The organism is Arthrobacter sp. SRS-W-1-2016 (assembly GCF_002009585.1).
GTDB classification, from domain to species: Bacteria; Actinomycetota; Actinomycetes; order Actinomycetales; family Micrococcaceae; genus Arthrobacter; species Arthrobacter bambusae_A.
The window spans coordinates 85,001-104,069 of the sequence record NZ_MTPV01000006.1; the positions used below are offsets into that span (position 1 = coordinate 85,001).

The 19,069-nt window shown below is 63.6% G+C and carries 16 protein-coding genes; 9 read left to right on the plus strand and 7 right to left on the minus strand.

Annotation, left to right across the window (positions count from 1 at the left end; translation table 11 throughout):
* Positions 1 to 112 precede the first annotated feature (112 nt).
* The 5 genes from BMF89_RS01945 to BMF89_RS21820 all read left to right on the plus strand — a co-directional run bounded on the left by BMF89_RS01945 (position 113) and on the right by BMF89_RS21820 (position 5,284).
* On the plus strand, positions 113 to 745 hold the full coding sequence (locus BMF89_RS01945) for a hypothetical protein (RefSeq protein WP_078105406.1): 633 nt from the start codon (positions 113 to 115) through the stop codon (positions 743 to 745).
* 168 nt (positions 746 to 913) lie between these two features.
* Positions 914 to 1,432, plus strand: a complete 519-nt coding sequence (locus BMF89_RS01950) for a sigma-70 family RNA polymerase sigma factor (protein WP_253190655.1) — start codon at positions 914 to 916, stop codon at positions 1,430 to 1,432.
* On the plus strand, positions 1,429 to 2,166 hold the full coding sequence (locus BMF89_RS01955) for a hypothetical protein (RefSeq protein WP_078105408.1): 738 nt from the start codon (positions 1,429 to 1,431) through the stop codon (positions 2,164 to 2,166). Before BMF89_RS01950 ends, BMF89_RS01955 begins: the two co-directional genes overlap by 4 nt.
* A 619-nt stretch (positions 2,167 to 2,785) precedes the next feature.
* Positions 2,786 to 4,243 carry a cytosine permease gene (locus tag BMF89_RS01965; protein WP_216353775.1) on the plus strand — a complete coding sequence of 486 codons (1,458 nt, stop codon included), beginning with the start codon at positions 2,786 to 2,788 and terminating at the stop codon, positions 4,241 to 4,243.
* A gap of 891 nt (positions 4,244 to 5,134) precedes the next feature.
* Positions 5,135 to 5,284 carry a hypothetical protein gene (locus BMF89_RS21820; RefSeq protein WP_171983373.1) on the plus strand — a complete coding sequence of 50 codons (150 nt, stop codon included), beginning with the start codon at positions 5,135 to 5,137 and terminating at the stop codon, positions 5,282 to 5,284.
* Between the two features lie 435 nt (positions 5,285 to 5,719).
* Here BMF89_RS21820 and BMF89_RS01970 read toward each other — a convergent pair whose 3' ends face one another.
* From BMF89_RS01970 to BMF89_RS02000, 7 genes are all read right to left on the minus strand, one after another.
* Positions 5,720 to 6,331, minus strand: a complete 612-nt coding sequence (locus BMF89_RS01970; protein WP_139359507.1) for a carbonic anhydrase — start codon at positions 6,329 to 6,331, stop codon at positions 5,720 to 5,722.
* A 322-nt stretch (positions 6,332 to 6,653) separates the two neighbouring features.
* Positions 6,654 to 7,640: a sugar kinase gene (locus tag BMF89_RS01975; RefSeq protein ID WP_253190656.1), complete on the minus strand. Its 987-nt coding sequence runs from the start codon at positions 7,638 to 7,640 to the stop codon at positions 6,654 to 6,656.
* A complete protein-coding gene (locus BMF89_RS01980) occupies positions 7,637 to 8,287 on the minus strand; it encodes a bifunctional 4-hydroxy-2-oxoglutarate aldolase/2-dehydro-3-deoxy-phosphogluconate aldolase (RefSeq protein ID WP_253190657.1) in 651 nt (216 codons plus the stop codon). The genes BMF89_RS01975 and BMF89_RS01980 overlap by 4 nt, the downstream gene beginning before the upstream one ends.
* Positions 8,288 to 8,292: 5 nt before the next feature.
* Positions 8,293 to 9,441: a galactonate dehydratase gene (gene dgoD / locus BMF89_RS01985; protein WP_078105412.1), complete on the minus strand. Its 1,149-nt coding sequence runs from the start codon at positions 9,439 to 9,441 to the stop codon at positions 8,293 to 8,295.
* A 7-nt stretch (positions 9,442 to 9,448) separates the two neighbouring features.
* Positions 9,449 to 10,240, minus strand: a complete 792-nt coding sequence (locus BMF89_RS01990) for a carbohydrate ABC transporter permease (protein ID WP_253190662.1) — start codon at positions 10,238 to 10,240, stop codon at positions 9,449 to 9,451.
* A gap of 86 nt (positions 10,241 to 10,326) precedes the next feature.
* Positions 10,327 to 11,280 (minus strand): sugar ABC transporter permease, encoded by a 954-nt coding sequence (locus BMF89_RS01995; RefSeq protein ID WP_078105414.1) that lies wholly within the window; start codon positions 11,278 to 11,280, stop codon positions 10,327 to 10,329.
* A gap of 69 nt (positions 11,281 to 11,349) precedes the next feature.
* Complete coding sequence (locus BMF89_RS02000; protein ID WP_078105415.1) at positions 11,350 to 12,651, minus strand: sugar ABC transporter substrate-binding protein; 1,302 nt, start codon at positions 12,649 to 12,651, stop codon at positions 11,350 to 11,352.
* A 142-nt stretch (positions 12,652 to 12,793) separates the two neighbouring features.
* Between BMF89_RS02000 and BMF89_RS02005 the strand changes: the two genes are divergently transcribed.
* The 4 genes from BMF89_RS02005 (at position 12,794) to BMF89_RS02020 (ending at position 18,696) form a co-directional block, all read left to right on the plus strand.
* On the plus strand, positions 12,794 to 13,555 hold the full coding sequence (locus BMF89_RS02005) for an FCD domain-containing protein (RefSeq protein WP_078105416.1): 762 nt from the start codon (positions 12,794 to 12,796) through the stop codon (positions 13,553 to 13,555).
* A 1,404-nt stretch (positions 13,556 to 14,959) separates the two neighbouring features.
* The gene (locus BMF89_RS02010; RefSeq protein ID WP_253190658.1) at positions 14,960 to 16,393 is read left to right on the plus strand and encodes an amino acid permease; all 1,434 of its coding nucleotides are present in this window, start codon (positions 14,960 to 14,962) and stop codon (positions 16,391 to 16,393) included.
* Positions 16,394 to 16,495: 102 nt separating this feature from the next.
* Positions 16,496 to 17,740, plus strand: a complete 1,245-nt coding sequence (locus BMF89_RS02015) for a pyridoxal phosphate-dependent aminotransferase (RefSeq protein WP_078105418.1) — start codon at positions 16,496 to 16,498, stop codon at positions 17,738 to 17,740.
* 89 nt (positions 17,741 to 17,829) lie between these two features.
* The gene (locus BMF89_RS02020; protein ID WP_078105419.1) at positions 17,830 to 18,696 is read left to right on the plus strand and encodes a MurR/RpiR family transcriptional regulator; all 867 of its coding nucleotides are present in this window, start codon (positions 17,830 to 17,832) and stop codon (positions 18,694 to 18,696) included.
* Positions 18,697 to 19,069 lie beyond the last annotated feature (373 nt).

The window sequence follows — 19,069 nt, forward strand, 5'->3', positions numbered from 1 at the left end:
CAGAACTTTTCCGGCCGGGCGTAACTTTTCGGGTCTCAGTAACGATTACATAGCCAGGGGTTGGGACCCTGCACCCTTCCGGGTGTTCACTTTGTTTGGCCTTGGAGGTCTCATGTCATTCTTCACCGCGCTGCTCACCAGCAAGGTCGCCGCCGGCGCACTGGCCGCCGGAACCCTAGCCGTCGGGGGAACTGCTGCCGCCGCCTACACCGGGAGCCTGCCCACACCGCTGCAGCAGAGCGCCCACAACCTGGTCGGCGCGCCGGCGCCGGCAGCTTCGGCCGCCCTGGCAACCCGGGCAACCCCCACGGACACCACCACCGAAGCCACCGAGAAGGCAACGGCCACGGATAGCCCCTCGGCGACCCCGGTCGGCCCTGATGCAACGGGACCGGCAGCCTACGGGCTCTGCCAGGCCTTCACCCGCGGCGGACTGGACAGCTCATCGACCGCTTACAGGTCCCTGACCATCGCAGCCTCCGGCGCATCGGACATCGCTGCCTACTGCGCCGCCGTTGTCTCACCGGGAGAGTCCGCAAGCCACCGCCCGGCCGAAACCGGCGCTGGCGCGGCCACCGCCCACATTCCTGCCGACGCCGCCGGACACGTCCCCGCAGCACCTAAGCTGCCCGTTCAGGCAGTTGTCCCGTCCGCGCCGCAGTTGCCGGCCCAGGAAGTCGTTTCGGCGACACCGCAGCAGGCCGCCGGCACCGCGCACAAGCCTGCCACGGCCGGCCGGCCGTAGGGGAAGTTGCCTGCATTTGCTGCTGGTCGGGGACGCCACTGGGGGCGTCCCCGACCAGCAGCACGCGAAGGCGTGGAAAGGGCCGACGGGTCCGGACCGTCCTGCCTGGTTGGATAGAGTGGCTGCCGGGGGTGGTTGGTGAAGACATCGGTGACAGACGGGACGGGTTTGGCACGAATAGACCCGGATGCGTTGTTCGTTGATGCCTACCGGGAGTACTCGCCCGGGGTCTGCGGGTATTTGCGGACCCGCGGGGTGGAGGATCCCGAGGCTGTGACCCAGGACGTTTTTCTGGCCCTTTACCCGCGACTCGGGGACCTCCGGGGCGGCCCAGCAGGGCTGCGGACGCTGGTCTTCACTATCGCCCATGCCCGGGCCGTGGATTCCCACCGCAGCAGAGGCCGGACACCGGTCTCGATTGAATATGACCCCGCCTGGGATCCTCGTCTCACGGAGTCGGCTGAAGAACAGGCCCTCGAGGGGATGGCCGATGGACTCGCGCTGCTGAAAAACCTGACCGAAGATTACCGGGAGGTTCTCGCCCTGCGGATCATCGCCGAACTGTCCCTGGAGTCCACCGCCCGGATCATGAACAAAACACCGGGCGCCATCAAGCAACTGCAGCGCCGCGCGCTGGCCCGCCTCAAGGAAGCCCAGCAGGAATCGAAAGGCCAGGGTAGATCGTGACCACCAATGATTTCCGCAGCGCCGAAGAAGTGCACGACCGGCAGATCGTCGAGGACCTGCTGGCCGAAACCGGTATGGACCCCGCCGACGCAGGAGAACTGAAGCCCGCCCTGATGCACGTCCGCGGCGTCGCGCACGGCCCGCGGCCGATACCCCGGGGTGAATTCGCCGCCCTGCTGGCAAGCCTGGATACCGGACCAACCATGGCCCCGGAAACAGGCACCCTCTCCAGCCTCGAAACCCGGCGCCGGAAACGGCACACCCGGCTGGTCATCGCCGCCACCGCGCTCTCGCTCACCGTGGGAGCCGGCGCAGCCGCCGCCGCCGTGAACCCGGATTTTCGCGACACCGTCCAAAAGACCGTCACCACCCTCATCAACACCCTCACGTCCACTCCGAACGACCGGCCACCAGGCACACCGGGGCCCGTTGACAGCCCCGCACCCGCTACGTCCGGCCAACCGACACCGCCCGGCAAAGCCGTGCCGGGCGGACCCACAGCGACGCCGCGGGCAAGCTCCGTCCCGCACCGGGACGAAACTGTGCCAGGTCCTCAAACCAACTCTGGCCGGCATGGCCCCCCGGTCACCGAACACCCGGCACACCCTGCACCGGTTATGCCCCAGCCAGCGGTGCCCGCGCCCGCACCCCCTGTCCCTGCGTCCGCGCCCGCAACCCCTGTCCCTGCGCCCGCGCCCGGCAGCCAAACCACGTCCCACCCCGGACGCCCCTAAAAACGCTGCCGCTGCGCCGACCGGGGACGAGCGCCGGCATCGCAGGTGATCTTGGCCGAACTTAGATTCGTAAACGCAGAAAAATCGAGGGAAGAGGGGGAACGATGGACCGCGCCGGGAGCAAGGCCCTGACAGTGCCCGCAAGCAGACAAGTACCCCACGCCACAGAGCCCCCCGACCCCAGTCCCCGGCGGCTCTTCAACGATCACATGCCGGCACCCTTCAGGCCCTACAAGAGCACCTTGATCGGGTTCGTCGACCCGAAGTTTGAGCGGGTACTGGAACTGGCCCGGACCCATCTACAGAGCGCAGGCACCCAAGAGGGAATGCTGAAGGTTTGTTTGACACTTTCCCTGTGAGTGATGATCAACGATGACTTGGCTCCTTATCGCGCCTCGGCATTGTTCACAATGAGAATACATAGGTTGCACGCCACGGTTACAAACGGTGCGCCTGCCTAGAACCGAGGTAGCCCGACAGTGCAACCGCACATATTCAGCTGGCTTCTGGCCCCCTTAGTCTCTATTCGAATGTTGTGCAGACCACAATGTGCGCGGCTGCCATTACTGCCGGCGATCGGATCCCAGAGGGCCGACTCGAGTTCAAGGAAAGATGGAATTTGACCACCTCAACAACGGGCCAAGCCCAAAGCGGCGGACTTGAGGTCCGCTCTATCGACTACGTCCCGTTGGACGAGCGACACGGAAAAGTCTCCAGTATTGGGCCACTGTGGTTCATGAGCAACGCGCAGATCGCCACGCTGGCAGTGGGCCTCATCGGCGTCACCACCGGCGGCAACCTGGCCTGGTCCCTGATCGCGATCGCCGTCGGCGTGCTCGTCGGGACCCTCTTCATGGCGGCCCACTCATCCCAAGGGCCTCAACTGGGTCTGCCTCAGATGATCCAGTCCCGCCCGCAATTCGGATACGTCGGCGCTCTCCTGGTCTGGCTTTTCGCCTACCTCCAGTACGCCGGCTTCAACATCTTCAACACTGTGCTGGCCGGGCAGGCCATCGCCGGCTCCGTTCACGTCGGTTCGGACAACCTTTGGTTCTGGGTCGTGACGGTCGTTGCCGTCGTCGTCGCCCTTTTCGGATATGACCTGATCCACCGCTTCGAGCGCTATCTGACGTACCTCACGATCGCGATGCTCGCACTGCTGACCATAGCGGCACTCACCAGGCTCGACCTCCCTGCCGGCGCGCTTAACCTCGGGGACTTCCAGCCGGTGCCTTTCCTCGCCCAGTTGGGCGTTGCCGCGGGTTACCAGATTTCCTGGGCGATTTATGTTTCGGACTACTCCCGGTACCTTCCCCCGAGCGCCGCACGCCGAACGTTCAGCTACACCTTCTGGGGCAGCGCGCTCGGCGGAATCTGGGTGATGTTCCTCGGAGCGTTCATTGCCTCTTCCGCGGGCAAGGACTTCGACACCATTGGATCTATCCAGGCGACGGCGGACAAGCTCTTCGGCGGGTTCGGCTCGATCGCGCTCTTCATCGCTGCCCTCGGCCTCGTCTCCGTAACGGCGCTGAACATGTACGGCGGCTCGCTGACCCTCATCTCCTCGATCGACAGCCTCAAGAAGATCAAGCCGACCCTCAAGCTGCGGATCGTCACCATCGCTATCACCGCCGCGATCTCCGTGGTCCTCGCCAACATCGCCTCCGAGGACTTCCTGGCCAACTTCAACGACTTCCTGCTGCTGGTGCTGTACTTCTTCATCCCCTGGACCGCAGTGAACCTCATGGACTACTTCGTGGTCAGGAAGGGCCACTACGCCATCGCCGAGATCTTCAAGCCCAACGGCATTTACGGCCGCTGGGGATGGCCTGGCATCATCTCGTACCTCGTCGGCTTCGCGGTGATGATTCCCTTCTTCTCCGCTGGAAAGCTCTTTGTCGGTCCCGTGGCCGAGGCGATGAGTGGTGCAGACATCTCCCTGTTCATCGGGCTGCCCGTGGCAGCCGTGCTCTACTGGCTTCTCGCGCGTAAGACGAATGTCGCGGCCGAAAACGAGGTTGCGGAATCCGGCGAAGCAGGCCTCGACATCGCGGCCCACGAGCACGTGATGCCGTAGCACCGCGGTCCGCTAACGGACGACGGCGCCGCTCCCCACCGCGGGGGGCGGCGCCGTCGTGCGCCGTCGTGTTTAACCCGCCGCCTGACCCGGCCAGGTTCAGCGCCCTGGAGCGTTGATGGGTGGCAGCCCGTCGAGGATCCCGCGAGCGTCTTGCCCGATGATCGGTGGGGCCGGAGTTGATGATCCGTCGGCCCCGAAGGCGATCGTCGCCGCGCGGAGCGGGCGCAAGGCCTGACGAGCTTTCTGATAGTGCAGCCGGTGGTTTCCTAGCCCCCGGCGTGTCCCTCGCTCTTTCGGGTGGGAGTCCCAACTCCGGGCCATCAGCTTGGGACCGCTTCACCACACCTGCCGGCGAAGGAGGTGTCTGTCGATCGGGCTGGCGCCGCGCTGCAAGTCAAGCGGGGCGTACCAAAACCACCGGAGCCGCGGACCGGGAGAGTATCCCCGTCCGCCGCTGTCTTCGATCCCCACCGGGGATCCCTACGGGGCTTGCCACCCCGCGCAGCCACCACAGGCCCGTGCCAATATCACCGGCGCGCTCACAACGGCAGGCTAGCGCTGGGTGCTCCCGGTCACTGCGCCCCAGCCCACAACCGGCACAATGAGCATCCAACGAACGGCCCGGAGCCAGCCCCCGCAACCCGCGCGGCAGGAAAGCCGGCCCCTGCACAATGGCCAGGACGCCGGGACGGATACGCCCGGACCATTACGGACTCGCGATCACGGCCTGAGCGCCCTGATTCTTCTCGGTCTCACCCTCGCCGTGGTGTCCTGGTTCGGGCCCGGGCTCCTACGCGCCGCGAACCCGATCCGGGACACAGGCCTGCCGCTGCTGGCGAACGAAGGAACAGGCGAGCATTTGGCGGCCACCCCGCCGGCGACTGGTCGGTGTTTGTCAACGGCACCCGATCGGAGGACAAACCCGACACCGTCGTCCTGCACCCGAAGGAAGAAATCGCACTCGTACAGGGGATCTCCCCCGTACCAGTCCCGGCCACGTACGCCTTCCCCGCCAACCTGGACACGCCCGTGCCCTGACCTCAGCGGGCAGTTTGTGGCGACGAGTCCTGCAAGCGCTGAGGAGGTTATTTGCAGACGGTGGTCATCGGCGCCTGGATGGGGCTTCGGTCGAAGGAAGAATTAGTAGCCTGGCCGACGGCACTACCGTGAGCTAGACCGCCGGGACCGGCCCTCATTGGATTCCGTCGACTGTCGCATAAGCCGAACCTTTCGCGGGCTGGAAGGATTAGCCGGACTACAGGCAATCACTCCCTTGTGGCCAACGGCTCCTCGGCACTTTTCGAAAGCCCGCACCGTGCTGAGGAGTTCAGCACTCAAGAACCTTCGTCACCAATTGCTAAGCGCCGGCCCGCACCGACGTGTGTGCTCCGGTTGAATACGACACCTGGGCCCCGTGTTCCTGCATGAGCCGGGCCAGTATCCTGCCGTCGTGGCCAAATCACGTCGCCGGCTTTAGAGGACTCCTGCCGTGACGAGTTGCGCGCGGCCTTCTTCGAGCCGGTACGCGACGGCGATCACGGCCGTGGAGGAGTTGTTCGCAGCGGCGGAGATCACCTGAGAACTTTCTAGCAGCCGGTCCACGGTCTGCTTGGCGTGTTCGACGACCATGTCATTGACGTCCGTTTTATCTTCCCGGAGCGACGTCAACACCGAGGGGGTAATGCGTTCGACAAGATCCCGGATGAACCGCGGGGGCATCTGCCCGGTCTCCACTGCGTCCTTGGTGGCGGTCACGGCGCCGCAGCTGTCGTGTCCCAGGACAACAATCAGCGGGACATTGAGCACCGAAACGCTGTACTCGAGGGAACCGAGGACCGCGTCGTCGAGCACATGCCCGGCCGTGCGGACCACAAAGGCGTCACCGAGGCCGAGGTCGAAGATGATCTCCGCGGCCAGGCGGGAGTCTGAGCAGCCGAAGATGACCGCGAAGGGGTTCTGGGTGTTCACCAGTTCGCTGCGCCGCGAGGCGCCCTGGTTCGGGTGCAGGGCGGCCCCGGAAACAAAACGTTCGTTGCCTTCGCGCAGGCGCTGCCAGGCTTCGGACGGGCTGATCAGATTAGTCACCCTACTTACTTTACGGTTCCGACCGGGACTGCATGAAAGCGACCATTCGCCTTGCGGGTCTGGGGTTGTGCGCACAACCCTCATTTTGCCTTCGTCGAGTCGCCCGCCACCCGCACACCGGCGAACTTCTGGCCACAAGGTGACGAGCGCTTCACAATTCCTTGCGGCGAGTGGGTCCCCTCGATCCGGTTGGCGAGGTTGGGCCTGTCCAGCATGTGTTACTGCTTATCCCCTGTCCACTACTACCTTCGCCCCCCGCCGGGGTCTTTCCGCACCGCAGCCACTTCACCGCCGTGCCGGTTCCAACCCTCACCAGGACAACCTAGCGTTGGGTGTTTCCGAGCAAGTGATCGCCCAGCAGCCCCAGTTCCCCTCTGCGGGGGAGTCCTTCCCAGTCGCCCGCCGTGCTGACCGCGAAAGCACCGGCCAGGACACCGCGCTGCAGACGCTCGGCAAGGTCGTCGCCGTCGAGCAGTGCGGACAGGTAACCGGCGGTGAAGGCGTCGCCGGCCCCCACTGTGTCAATACTGGAGACGGGCACTGCCTGCTTCTCAAGACAACCGGCGGCGGTGTAGACGCACGCTCCATCTGCTCCCCGTTTGACCACGACCTCCCGCACTCCGCGATCCAGGAGTCCGGCCGCCATGGAAGCCTCTGCCCCTGATCCGCCATTTCCGGTGCCCCGCGGGGACCCATGATTGGAATTGAGCAGATCAAGTTCGTCCTCGGAAGCAATCACGATCCCGGCGTGCCGGACGATGGGGGCGAGGGCCGTGCGCGCCTCATCCCGGGACCAAAGCTTGCTGCGGTAATTGACGTCCAAAGAAACCAGAATCCCTTCCCGGGCGGCACGTTCAGCCGCGTATTCCACGGCTTCCAGCGGCAGCGGTCCCAGGGCGGCAGTGATCCCGGTCAGATGCAGGACCTTGGCACCGGCGTCGAGCGCCGACTCAATGTCGTCCCTTCGGAGAGTGGAACCGGCCGAACCTGCCCGGTAGTAGTAGGCTCGGCTGATGTCCGCTGTGCGCTGTTCGAGGAACATGACCCCGGTGCCGCGGGTCAGGTCCACCCGGTGCCGCACGCCGAGCCCCTCGGAGCGCAATTGTCGCAGAATGAAATCACCGTGCGGGTCTGCCCCCAGAACCCCGGCCCACGTCACGGTGTGGCCGAGCCGCGCTATGCCAACGGCCACGTTCGATTCGGCTCCGGCGACGTGCATGCCAAGGCTCCCGCCCGCCGACAGCGGGCCGGGACTCCTCAGCGAGACCATGGATTCGCCGAACGTGAGGAGGTCGACGGCGGCACTCAAGGCCGCTTGCCTTCCCCGTGACGCGCAGCAAGGGCAACGAAAGCACGGGCGCGGTCGCGGAGGGCGTTTAGGTCACCGCCGGACGCAGCGTCTCCGACGAGCGGCCCTCCCGGGCCAACTGCGATGGCGCCGGCCTCCCAGAAGGCAGGAGCTTCCTTGAGACCGACGCCGCCGACCGCGACGAACGGGGTCCGTGGAAACGGGTCACGGAGCGCTTTGAGGTACGACGGGCCACCAAGCGAGGCCGGGAAGAGCTTCACCGCGGTCGCGCCGCGGGTCATCGCCCCATGCGCCTCGCTGGGGGTCAACGCGCCGGCGAGGACAGGCAGCCCGAGGCTGGCACCGGCCTCGATGGACCCGGCCAGGGCCGGCGTGACAATGAACTGGCCGCCGGCCGCGACCACGTCATGCACGTCATGCTCCGTAAGAACCGTTCCGGCTCCCACGAAGCAGGACTCCGGTGCGGAAGCACGGATGCGCGTGATAGCCCCGAGGGCGTCCGGCGTCGTGAGGGCGACCTCAACGTAGCAAAAACCCTCCTCCATGACAGCCAGTGCGGCTTCCGCCGCTGCGCTTCCGTCCGTACCACGCACGATCGCCACGAGCCTGGACTCGCTGAGTCCGTCAAGAAACTGTTCTGGAGTCATGTCCCTCACCATTCTGCGAAGGAGCCGTCGGAATGGCGCCACACGGGACCGCGCCATGCATGCCCCTGTTTGTCGGCGGCGCGGACCACGGCCTCGTCGATTTCGAGACCGAGGCCCGGCCCGGTCAGGCGTTCAATGTGCCCGTCCACGAACTTCAGCGGCGCCTTGTCCAGCACATAGTCCAGAACCTCGGCACCCCGGTTGTAGTGAATGCCGATGCTCTGCTCCTGGATCAGGAAGTTGGGCGTCGCGAAGCCCACCTGCAGGCAAGCCGCCAAGGCGAGCGGGCCCAAAGGGCAATGCGGGGCGAGCTGGACCTCGTAGATTTCGGCCAGAGAAGCGATCTTGCGGACCTCGGTGATGCCGCCGGCGTGGGAGAGGTCCGGCTGGGCCACAGCGATACCCGCCTGCAGCGCAGGCAGGAATTCCTGCCTGCTGTAGAGACGCTCGCCCGTTGAGACCGGCGTCGTGGTGGAGGAGGTGAATTCGCGCAGGAGGTGAGTGTTTTCCGGGACCACCGGCTCTTCAAGGAAGAAGGGCCTGTACGGTTCCAGCAGCGGAGCAATCCGGCGCGCGTTGGCGAGGCTGAACCTGCCGTGGAAGTCCACCGCCACGTCGCGATGGTCCCCCAGAACTTCGCGGGCGGCGGCAACCCGGCGAATGACGCCGTCGATCTCCGCTACTGAGGCGACCGGGCTCATCCGGCCGCTGGCGTTCATCTTGACCGCAGTAAGGCCTACTTCAAGCTGGGCGCTAATGGCATCCGCAACTTCGTTTGGCTCATCGCCGCCCACCCAGCCGTACATCCGGATCCGATCACGCACGGGGCCGCCCAGGAGCTGATGGATCGGAGCGTTGAAATGCTTGCCGGCGATGTCCCAAAGCGCCTGGTCCAGGCCCGAAACCGCGCTAGCCAGGATCGGTCCGCCGCGGTAGAAGGACCCCTTGGTCATGACCTGCCAGTGATCTTCTATCCGGAGCGCATCGTTTCCAATAAGCACCTCCGAAAGCTGCTCGACGGCGGTCCGCACCGTTTCACTGCGACCCTCACAACTGGCCTCTCCCCACCCGACGATTCCACTCTCGGTCTCGATCCGGACGAACAACCAGCGCGGAGGCACAAGGAAGGTTTCGATCCTGTTGATTCGCGTCATGCTGCGCCTAGCCTTTGGTCGCGCCGGCAGTCATGCCGGAAACGATGTATTTCTGCGTGAAGAGCGCGATGATCATGATCGGGATGGTGACTACAGTGGCCGCCGCCATGAGCCCGCCCCAGTCGATGCTGGCATAGGACACAAAATCGAAGATCGCGACCGGGAGGGTCTTTGTCTTGGAACCCGAGAGAACCAACGCGAACATGAAGTTGTTCCAAGAAAAAATGAACGACAAGATTCCTGCCGTGGCCATGCCGCCAACGGAGAGCGGCAGCGTGATGCGGCGGAACGCGCCGATCGGCGTGAGTCCATCCACTTGGGCCGACTCCTCGAGCTCAATCGGCAGGGAGTCGAAGTAACTCATCATGATGTAAACGATCAGCGGCAGAGCCACGAACATGTGGCTGAGGATCAGCACTTCGAACCCGCCGACCATCTTCAAGTTCGAGAAGACGTAGTACCAAGGCACCAGAAGCGATACGCCCGGGATAACTCGGGCCATCAGGACCACGAGGGCTGAGCGATGCATGGTGAAGCGGCTCATCGCGTAGGCGGCAGGGACTCCGAGGATCAGTGAGAGCGCCGTTGAGACGAACGCCACCCAGAAGCTGTTGAAAATGAAGACGAAGTAGTTGTTGCGCTGCAGCACGTTCGCGTAGTTCTCGACCGTGGGCGTGAACAGGAAGGACTTGCCGGCGTCGTAGATGTCCACGTTGGTTTTGAGGGAGGCCAGCAGCATCCAGAGCAGCGGCGCGACGAGGAACAGCACCACGGCAATAAGCGCAGCCACGCGGAACATTTTGTATGCACGGGTGCGTACCGGCTTCCGACGGCGATTAGCCGTTCGGGGGCCTGAGCCGGTGGTGCGGGATTCGGTCAGGACGGTCATTTACTTACCGCTTTCTTGCGCATGGTCAGCAGCCACATGGCGCCGATGATGATCATGAAGAACAGGATCAAAACTGCGGAGGACAACCCGTACTGGTTGTAGTCGAAGCTCAGTCCGTAGGCGTAGACGTTCAGGGTCTCTACCTCGTGGAAGGAACCGCCGCCCTTGCCCTTGGTGGCATACAGGATGTCAAAGGTCTTCAGCGCATCAATGCCCCGCAGCAGTATGGCAACGATCAGGGTGGGCATCATAAGGGGCAGGGTGACGAAGAAGAACCGCTGGACCGCGTTGGCACCGTCCACCCGGGCGGCCTCGTCCGGTTCATCGGATAAGGACGTGAGGCCGGCAAGAAGTATGAGCACCACCATGGGGGTCCACTGCCACACGTCCATGAAGATGGTGGTGGGAAGCGCTGAATCCTGCCCGGACAGCCACGGCTGCGGTGGAACGCCGACGAGGCCCAGCAACTGGTTGGCGAAGCCGATGTTCGGATCCAAGATCAGCCGCCACATCATACCCACGGCCACAGGAGTGGCGACGAGCGGCAGGAGGATGGCAACTCGCACCCAACGCTCGCCGCGAAATGGGCGCCACAACAGCAGGGCGATGCCCATACCCAGCACGACTTCGCAGGCCAGCGCAACGCCGGTGAAGGACAGGGTTCTTCCTACGGCAGGCCAGAAGCGTTCCGCGTCTGCGAGGACGGTGACGTAGTTCTGCAGCCCTACAAACTCCGAGGCGGACCGGACGGAACCTTGTGAATCCGTCAGACTCAGGTAAAGCGTCCAGGCGAGGGGGAAGACGATCAGTATCCCGACAAAAATCATGGCAGGGGCCGCGAAGAGCCACTTGCGGTGCCGGTTGGCCCAAGCCGAGAAAGGCTCACGGGCGCCGGGAGCGCGGAGGGCGCGGCGGGAAGGCGCGGCGGGGGGAGCAGTTTGTACAGACATGGCTCACCTAAGAGTTGGGGGTGAAAGGCCGGCCCGGCCAGACGGCGGCCGGGCCGGCGGGCACTAAGGCTATTTCTTTTCGCTGTCCAGGAACTTTTGGAATTCGCTGTTGGCTTTCTCAGCTGCCGCCGAGGCATCGGCTCCGGTGATCGTGGAAACGATCGGTGTGCCTACGATTTCGCGGGCCTTGCCTACCGTGATGACCTCGGGACGGTCGTGCCCGACGCCGTTCTTGGCGCTGGCGGCGATGGCCTCCGCAAGGTCCTTCGGATAGGTCGACGTACCTGCCGGATCAGCCCAGACCGAGGAGCGCGCTCCCGGCACGCCGGCCTTCTGTGCGGCCAGGGTGCGTTCCTTACTCGTAGCCCACTGGATGAATTTCCAGGCGTTGTCCTGGTTGGTGGAGGCCTTATTGACGGCCAAGCCCCACGAGGCGATGTTGTAAGGCTTGGAACCTGCCGGGCCAGCGGGCAGGGCTGCGAAGCCGACATTGTCGGCAACCTTGGACTTGGCCGGGTCTGTCGCGTTCTTGTAGAGCGAGTCCGCCTCGGTGTAAAAGGCCGCCTTACCCTGGGTGAAGATCGCCATGGCCTCGGGCCAGCTCATGTCGGTGCTGACGTTCTTCGGGCCGTAGTTCTTGATCAGGCCGCCGTAGAACGAATACGCCTTTTTGGCGGCGTCGCTGCCGACGGCCGACTTGCCGCTCGCGTCGACGAAATCGCCACCGAAGCTGTACAGGAAGCTGGAGAACTGGGTGACGGCAGCGGACTTGTTGGTGCGGGCCACAAAACCCGCGGTGCCCGGCGAGGAGGTGGAGATAGCCTGGGCTGCGGCCTGGAGCTCGTCCATGGTCTTGGGAACCTCAAGGCCCGCGGCCTTCAGCAGGTCCTTGCGGTAGTAAAGCACTTCGCGTTCGGTAATGATGGGGACGCCGACCACCTTGCCATCAACCGTGCTTGCCTTGACCGGGCCATCCTGGTAATCCTTCCAGTCCCAGCCGGCATCCTGGGAAACCTTGCTGGTCAAGTCGGCGAGATAGCCGTTCTTGGCGAAAGCCTTGCCCTCCTGCAGCGGGCGGTACATCATCACGTCAATCTCGTCACTGCCTGCGTTGAGCTTGACGTTGTACTGATCCGAGAGCTGGTCTTCGCCTAGCTGGGTGAGTTCGACCTTGAGCCCTGTGGACTTCTCGAATTCCGGAATCGCAGCTTTGATTCCCTCGGTCCAGACATGGTTGGCCAGCGTGACCCGGACGGTCCCTGCTGCCTTGTTGTCGCTGCTGCCGCTGCCGCCGCTGCCGCCGCATGCGGTCAGGCCCAGCGATAGGACTGCGGCAGCTGCCGCATATTTCACAATTGAACGCCGCTTCATTACGACTCCCCGTTTAGTGTTCAGAGCCGGACACCATCATCCGGCCAACCGCAGATGTACCTATACATCTGCTCCGGATGAGAGCTTAGAGAAATAAAGCATACTTAAACAAGACCTTGGCGCCCACCGGTATGATTTATTTATGGAAAACCCCAAGACGGAGCCCACGCCAGACCTTCATTCGGCGCTGGTCCAGAACCTGGGGCTTGCCATCGCCGAGGGGACGCTCCACGCGCACTCAGTCCTGCGCCTGGATAAATTGGAAAATGAACACAACGTGTCCCGCTCAGTGGTCCGGGAGGCCACACGGGTGCTTTGCTCGATGGGCATGTTGGAATCACGGCGGCGCCTCGGCACCGTGGTGCAACCCGAAGAATCCTGGAACCTTTACGACCCGCAGGTCATCCGCTGGCGACTCGCGTCTTCCAGGAGACTTAACCAACTACAGGCGCTTAACGAACTCAGAGGTGCGATCGAGCCGCAAGCCGCCCGGCTCGCGGCCGGGCGCGCCTCGTTGGATGCCGGCAGTGATCTGGTGTCGCTGGCCGCCCGGTTGTGGGCCGCAGGCCATGGCGGCAATCAGGACGAGTTCCTCCGACTGGACATCGAATTCCATGCAGCAGTTCTTCGCACCTCGGGCAACCCCATGTTCTCCCAGCTTCACAACCTCGTCCAAGAGCTCCTGACCGGACGCGCGGAACACGGACTGATGCCGCACTTGCCCGACCACGAAGCCCTTCAACTGCACGTGGATGTGGCCAGCGCCATCCAACGCGGCGAAGCGGAAAAAGCGCATGCCGCCATGAGCAGGATCGTCGAACAGTTCGCTGAGGAAATGACCGACATCTGGTCACAGCATCAAACCCCCTCGGGGCCGGCACAGGAGCCCGGGGCCGCCGACTAACATCCACGCAGCCCGCGACACCCCACCACGTTGGACCTGCGGCACCAGACGACATGTCCGGAGGGCTTGGTGAGCAGTCCTCAGCCCATACCCAGCCAGAGCACTCTGACTACCGAACCTTGGCGCCGGCCATCTCACTCACCAAAACCGCTCCAACGCAGACAACCCCGGCCTCACACCATCCGGCCCGGCAAACACTCACGTGCAGGCAGCCGCGGGACACTCTCATTCGACGGCTCCGGGCCTTGGTAACGCGAAGCCTTCCTCTGGCTCCATCCTTCTCCATCAGGTAGGGAGGCCCGTTGCCGGCCGGGCGGGCAACGATGGCAGGTCAGCCAACCGGGTCGCGGCTGGCGGCGTGACCCGGCGACAGCTCGCAGCGTTGAAGCCAGCCGGTGCGGCGTTTTAGACGGGTTTCCGCTTCTCCAGCCCACGTAAGCCAAGTCATATAGCCCGCCCTCGTCAACCCACGAAGAAGCAAGAACCCAGACCTAACGCCCGACACAAAGGAAAGAGGCACCCGGCCACACGACGGCCACCAACAAAAACAGCCCCAAAGGGCCCACAAAAGGCTGAATTATGCACAGCCAGAGGGCCCGGTAGGACTCGGCCAGGTGCTTCGTCACGGCTTTGCGTTCACCCATCGTCAATCCCATCCCTCAAGGATCTCCGCGGCCACCCTTCCCGGATCTTTTCCCATGAGGCAACGTATGCGGCTACGCGGAGGTTTTTTATGAGTCAACGCGCGCCCTCGAGATGGTTGCTGGCCGCCACTACTCTGGCCGTCCTGGCCGTCCTGGCCGTCCTGGCCGCCGCTGGCCTCGCGCTGACCGGCACATTGATGCAGCCCCTGCCCCCACCCGTGGTGGCAGGCGTGGCAGCCGCAATTCTGGGGGCAGCCCTCGTCGCAGATACCGTCAAACTGCGCGTGTTCCGCCGGCTGGGGATTCATAGCAGCAGACGGAGCCAAGACGGCCGTCACCCGGGCAAAGGATCGATCAGAGCGTGCCGAGTGGATGGATGCACTACCCCAACCCACCGCCGCCACGGATGATGTGCCAAGCCGGCGATTCAACACGAACGGGCGAACGACGGGGCCGTTCTTATCCGAGGGGACTTCCAACTCCCCCAGTGAGTTGCACTGCTTCAGCGTCCACCCGCGCCCCGTTGGTAACAGCAAGCTATCCCGGTCAGATCGGGACCGACCACTCACCCCATGGCAACAAATTTCCAATTCAAGTGGGCGACTGAGGGGACCAAACCCTCTCCGGTCGACCTTAAAAGAGAATTCAAGTTGCAGCTACATCCATACATGCAACTCTACTTGCGCAATGTTGAAAATCGGGGTTGTATTGACCGGGGCTAGTTACCTGGATCACATTTTCTGGATGAAAGAAGGACATTTTGCCAACATCGGCTCTTGCTTCGAATCCGTTGAAGCACTCGATCAATACCCGTCAATTGACAATGATCGGCATCGGCGGCGTGATTGGCGCCGGCCTTTTCGTCGGTAGCGGAAGCACCATCTCCGGGTCGGGTCCCGGTATCGTTTTCGTTTATCTCTTCGTTGGCCTGGTGATCATCCTGGTCATGCGGATGCTGGCCGAACTCGCTACCGCCAGCCCGGAAACCGGGTCCTTCTCGACGTATGCTTCCCGGGAGCTGGGATCCTGGGCCGGTTTGGCGGTGGGCTGGCTCTATGCATTCCATTGGTGTGTGACGGTGGCCTTTGAGGCGATTGCCGGCGCTGCCGTGGCCGCCCAGCTGGTTCCCGGCGTGCCGACGTGGGTTTATGCGCTGATCTTCATGGTGATACTTACCGCGGTCAACCTGGCGGCGGTGACGTCCTTCGCCCGCTTCGAGTTCTGGTTCGCCATGATCAAAGTTGCTGCCATCGTCCTCTTTATCGTCGTTGGCATCGCAGCCTTCCTTGGTGTGTTTCCCGGGTTCCAGTCACCGGGAGCGTCCAACCTGCTCGGGCACGGCGGTCTCTTTCCCAAGGGCATGACCCCGGTGCTGCTGGCTACGCTGACGGTCTTCTTTTCTTACTTCGGAACGGAACTCGTCACGATAGCCGCCGGCGAAGCCAAGGACCCTGTGCTGGCTGTCCGGAGGAGCATGCGGAGCGTCTCTTGGCGGATTCTGATCTTCTACGTTGGCTCAATCCTCATTGTCGTGACGCTGCTCCCCTGGGACGCCACGGAAGTAACCAAGAGCCCCTACACGGCGGTACTGAACGAACTGCATGTTCCCGGCGCCCAGCTCGTGATGAACCTGGTCGTTTTGACCGCCGTGCTTTCGTGCCTCAATTCCGGCATCTATTCTTCCTCCCGCATGCTGTTCTCCCTGGCCCGCCGTGGCGAGGGCCCGCGTGCACTGGGAACCACCGGGACGAACGGTGTCCCGGTGAAGGCTGTCCTGGCCGCGTCCAGTGCCGGGTTCCTGGCCGTCATCGCCAACTACTTCCTTCCGACCGGGACCGTCTTCACCTTCCTGCTCAGCTGCTCGGGATCCGTGGCCATCGTTGTTTACCTCACGATCTGTGCAACCCAAATTGTTGGGCGCCTCAAAAAGACGCCCGCCCAACGGAATGAGCTTCCCGTGAAGATGTGGGGCTTCCCTTACCTGTCCTATCTGGTTGCCGCCATCCTGCTCGTCATTATCGGCGGGATGGCACTGACGCCGGCTTCCCGGACGCCGCTGGAACTCACCAGCCTGATCACGGCCATCGCGGTTGTTGCCGGTGTGGTGCACCAGAAGCGGAGAGCGCGGGCGGTCACCGCCCCGGTTAACAGTGACCGTCCGGAACTGGATGACGTCCTCACCAACGGCCACTGAGCGGCGGGCGATCCTCCTGAAGAGGCCCCCCTGCGTCCCACTACCAGTCCGGGACGCAGCCCACTCCAACGTTAATTACCAAGACTTCCAACAGGCGGCATCATGACCATGCACTCGGCCACCCTGGCCATCAACGAAGCGATACAAAAACGTAAGGCCAACGGGGAAAAGCTTCTCCACCTCGGCTTTGGAGAGTCCGGCCTTCCAGTCCCCGAGTTCATCACCCAGGTCCTCCGGATCTCCGCTGACCAGAACAGCTACGGAGCCGTTGTCGGGTCGGAAGAGGCCAGAACCGCCGCGGCGGGCTGGTTCAGCCGGCGGGGACTTCCCACGGGCGCAGAGCAGATTCTCCTCGCTCCGGGCAGCAAGGCGCTGCTTTTCGCCGCACTCGCCACCGTCCCCGGCGACCTCATTCTCCCGCGTCCTTCATGGGTGAGCTACGCCGCCCAAGCCGCGCTGTTGAACAAGCCAATCATTGACGTCCCGATTCCGGACGACGCCGGTGGTATCCCGGACCCGGACCTCCTGGAGGCCGCCATCATCCGGTCAATGTCGTCCGGAGGCAACCCGGGCGTCCTGCTCCTTACCGTTCCGGACAACCCCACGGGAACAATGGCCCGTCCCGAAGCGATCGAGAGGATCTGCCGCATCGCCCAGAAGTACGAACTGGCGATCGTCTCTGACGAAATTTACGCGGAAGTGGTCCACTCCGGAGCTGCGCCCTCCGCCGCCACCTACCTGGAATCGCGGACGATCATCACGACCGGCCTGTCCAAATCGCTCGCCCTGGGCGGATGGCGGATCGGGCTTGCACGGGTCCCCCAAAACGAGTGGGGCCACAAGATCCTCGACGACATGATCGGGATCGCCAGCGAAGTGTGGTCCAGCCTCGCCGCCCCCATGCAGGCGGTAGCAGCGTACGTCCTGAACGAACCGGATGAAGTCAAGGACCACATCAAACGCTCGGTCCGGCTTCACGCAATCGTGGCCAACGCCGTGTATGAGGAGTTCATCGCCGCGGGAGCTGCGTGCCGCAAGCCCGTAGCCGGCTTCTACCTCTACCCGGACTTCGAACCGCTCCGTGAACGCCTCGGTGCCAAAGGCATCTACTCCGGCAGCGACCTTGCGGCAGCAATGCTCGACCAGCACGGCGTCGGAATCCTCGCCGGCGAAGCGTTCGGCGATGACCCAGCGGCGCTCCGCGCCCGTGTAGCGACCAGCCTCCTGTACGGCGCCACCGGCGAAGAGCGGTGGGAGGCACTGCGGTCCGACGACCCGCTGTCCCTTCCCTGGATCGCTTCAGCACTCGAGCACCTGCGGACTGCCCTGCAGGAGCTGACCAGCTAAGAAGCCGCCACGCTGAGAAAAGAGTGAGGAATGACCTGCTTGCAACTAGAGTTGCGTGCAGATCATTCCTCACTAGGCGGGAGAAACCCATGACCGTGGACACCTACCGGGAACTGACACGGGTACTACAGGAACGACTCCCGACTTTGGCGCCGGGTCAGCAGCGGATCGCCAGGGTCCTGCTCGACGATCCGGACGGAACAGCATTTCGGACCATCGCCGAAACGGCGGACATTGCTGGGGTGAACCAGTCCTCACTGGTCAGGTTTTCCGCTCTCTTGGGGCTGAAAGGCTACCCGGCCCTCGTTAAGCTGTGCCAGCAGAACCTGGCCAAAGAAGCGAACCTCATCAACCGGCTGGAACAGTCCGAGAAACACGCCGAAAGCCAGTCACTGTTCGACGCAGTCCTGGAGCACGAGAAAAGCAACCTCCTCAGGACCTACGCCCGGATCGAGGACGCCGACTGGTCCCGGGCTGTCGACCAGCTCAGCCAGGCGCCCAGGATCTACGTGATGGGGTTGCGTAAATGTTCCGCCATCGCCCAGCTCTTCACCTACCTGCTGCACCTGGTGCGCCCCGGCGTTGAACAAATCGCCCCTGCCACCGGTGTCATTATCGACCAGCTGCGCGACCTCGATCCAGACGGAGTCTTCGTCGCGATGTCGATTCGCCGCTACACCGCGGACACTGTGAGGGCACTCAAGCACGCCAAAGACAGTGGACTAAGAACCCTCGCCTTGACCGACGACCCGTCCTCCCCGCTCGCCCGCCTCGCCGAAACAACGTTCTACATCGACACCGAAGGCGTCACTATCCTTAGATCGATGTCGGTGTTCACGTCAGTTGTCCAGACGCTCGCCACAGCCGTCACCATCCGCAGCGGCGCACGCAGCCGGAACGAACTCATGCTCGACGAGCAGCTCCTCGAGGACTTCAACGTCTACTACCAGGACTGACGGGGCGCCGCACAGTTCATCGAACACCTACTTCAGGACGCCAGGGGCCGAGTTACACGAAGGCCAGTGCGTGCCCGGAGCAGAGCCGCCGATACGCCGCCGCAGACGTGCTCCGGGCATAGGAACAGTTCGCGACCCTGGCGGTCGAAGCGGCCCCCACTCGTTCGGCGGATTGTCCGGGAACTTCGACGCAGCGACTCCCGAGCGCTCAGGACCGGTGACCTCCTCGGCGAACTAAAGGCCTCCACGGGGACGAGTAAGGCCAAGCCCAGCTCAACACCGGGGATTGTCTGATAAACAATGAAGATGGAGTTGCGGCTCCGGGCGGGTCTGACTTGCTGAATAACTGACGTGCTCTCGGGCATTGTCCTGA

Bases quoted from the DNA above. Each gene is read 5' to 3' on its own strand.
- BMF89_RS02000 (WP_078105415.1), bottom strand. From the start codon at position 12,651: ATGAAGCGGCGTTCAATTGTGAAATATGCGGCAGCTGCCGCAGTCCTA.
- BMF89_RS01980 (WP_253190657.1), bottom strand. From the start codon at position 8,287: ATGACTCCAGAACAGTTTCTTGACGGACTCAGCGAGTCCAGGCTCGTG.
- BMF89_RS02005 (WP_078105416.1), top strand. From the start codon at position 12,794: ATGGAAAACCCCAAGACGGAGCCCACGCCAGACCTTCATTCGGCGCTG.
- BMF89_RS01995 (WP_078105414.1), bottom strand. From the start codon at position 11,280: ATGTCTGTACAAACTGCTCCCCCCGCCGCGCCTTCCCGCCGCGCCCTC.
- BMF89_RS01990 (WP_253190662.1), bottom strand. From the start codon at position 10,240: ATGTTCCGCGTGGCTGCGCTTATTGCCGTGGTGCTGTTCCTCGTCGCG.
- dgoD (WP_078105412.1), bottom strand. From the start codon at position 9,441: ATGACGCGAATCAACAGGATCGAAACCTTCCTTGTGCCTCCGCGCTGG.
- BMF89_RS01945 (WP_078105406.1), top strand. From the start codon at position 113: ATGTCATTCTTCACCGCGCTGCTCACCAGCAAGGTCGCCGCCGGCGCA.
- BMF89_RS02020 (WP_078105419.1), top strand. From the start codon at position 17,830: ATGACCGTGGACACCTACCGGGAACTGACACGGGTACTACAGGAACGA.
- BMF89_RS02015 (WP_078105418.1), top strand. From the start codon at position 16,496: ATGACCATGCACTCGGCCACCCTGGCCATCAACGAAGCGATACAAAAA.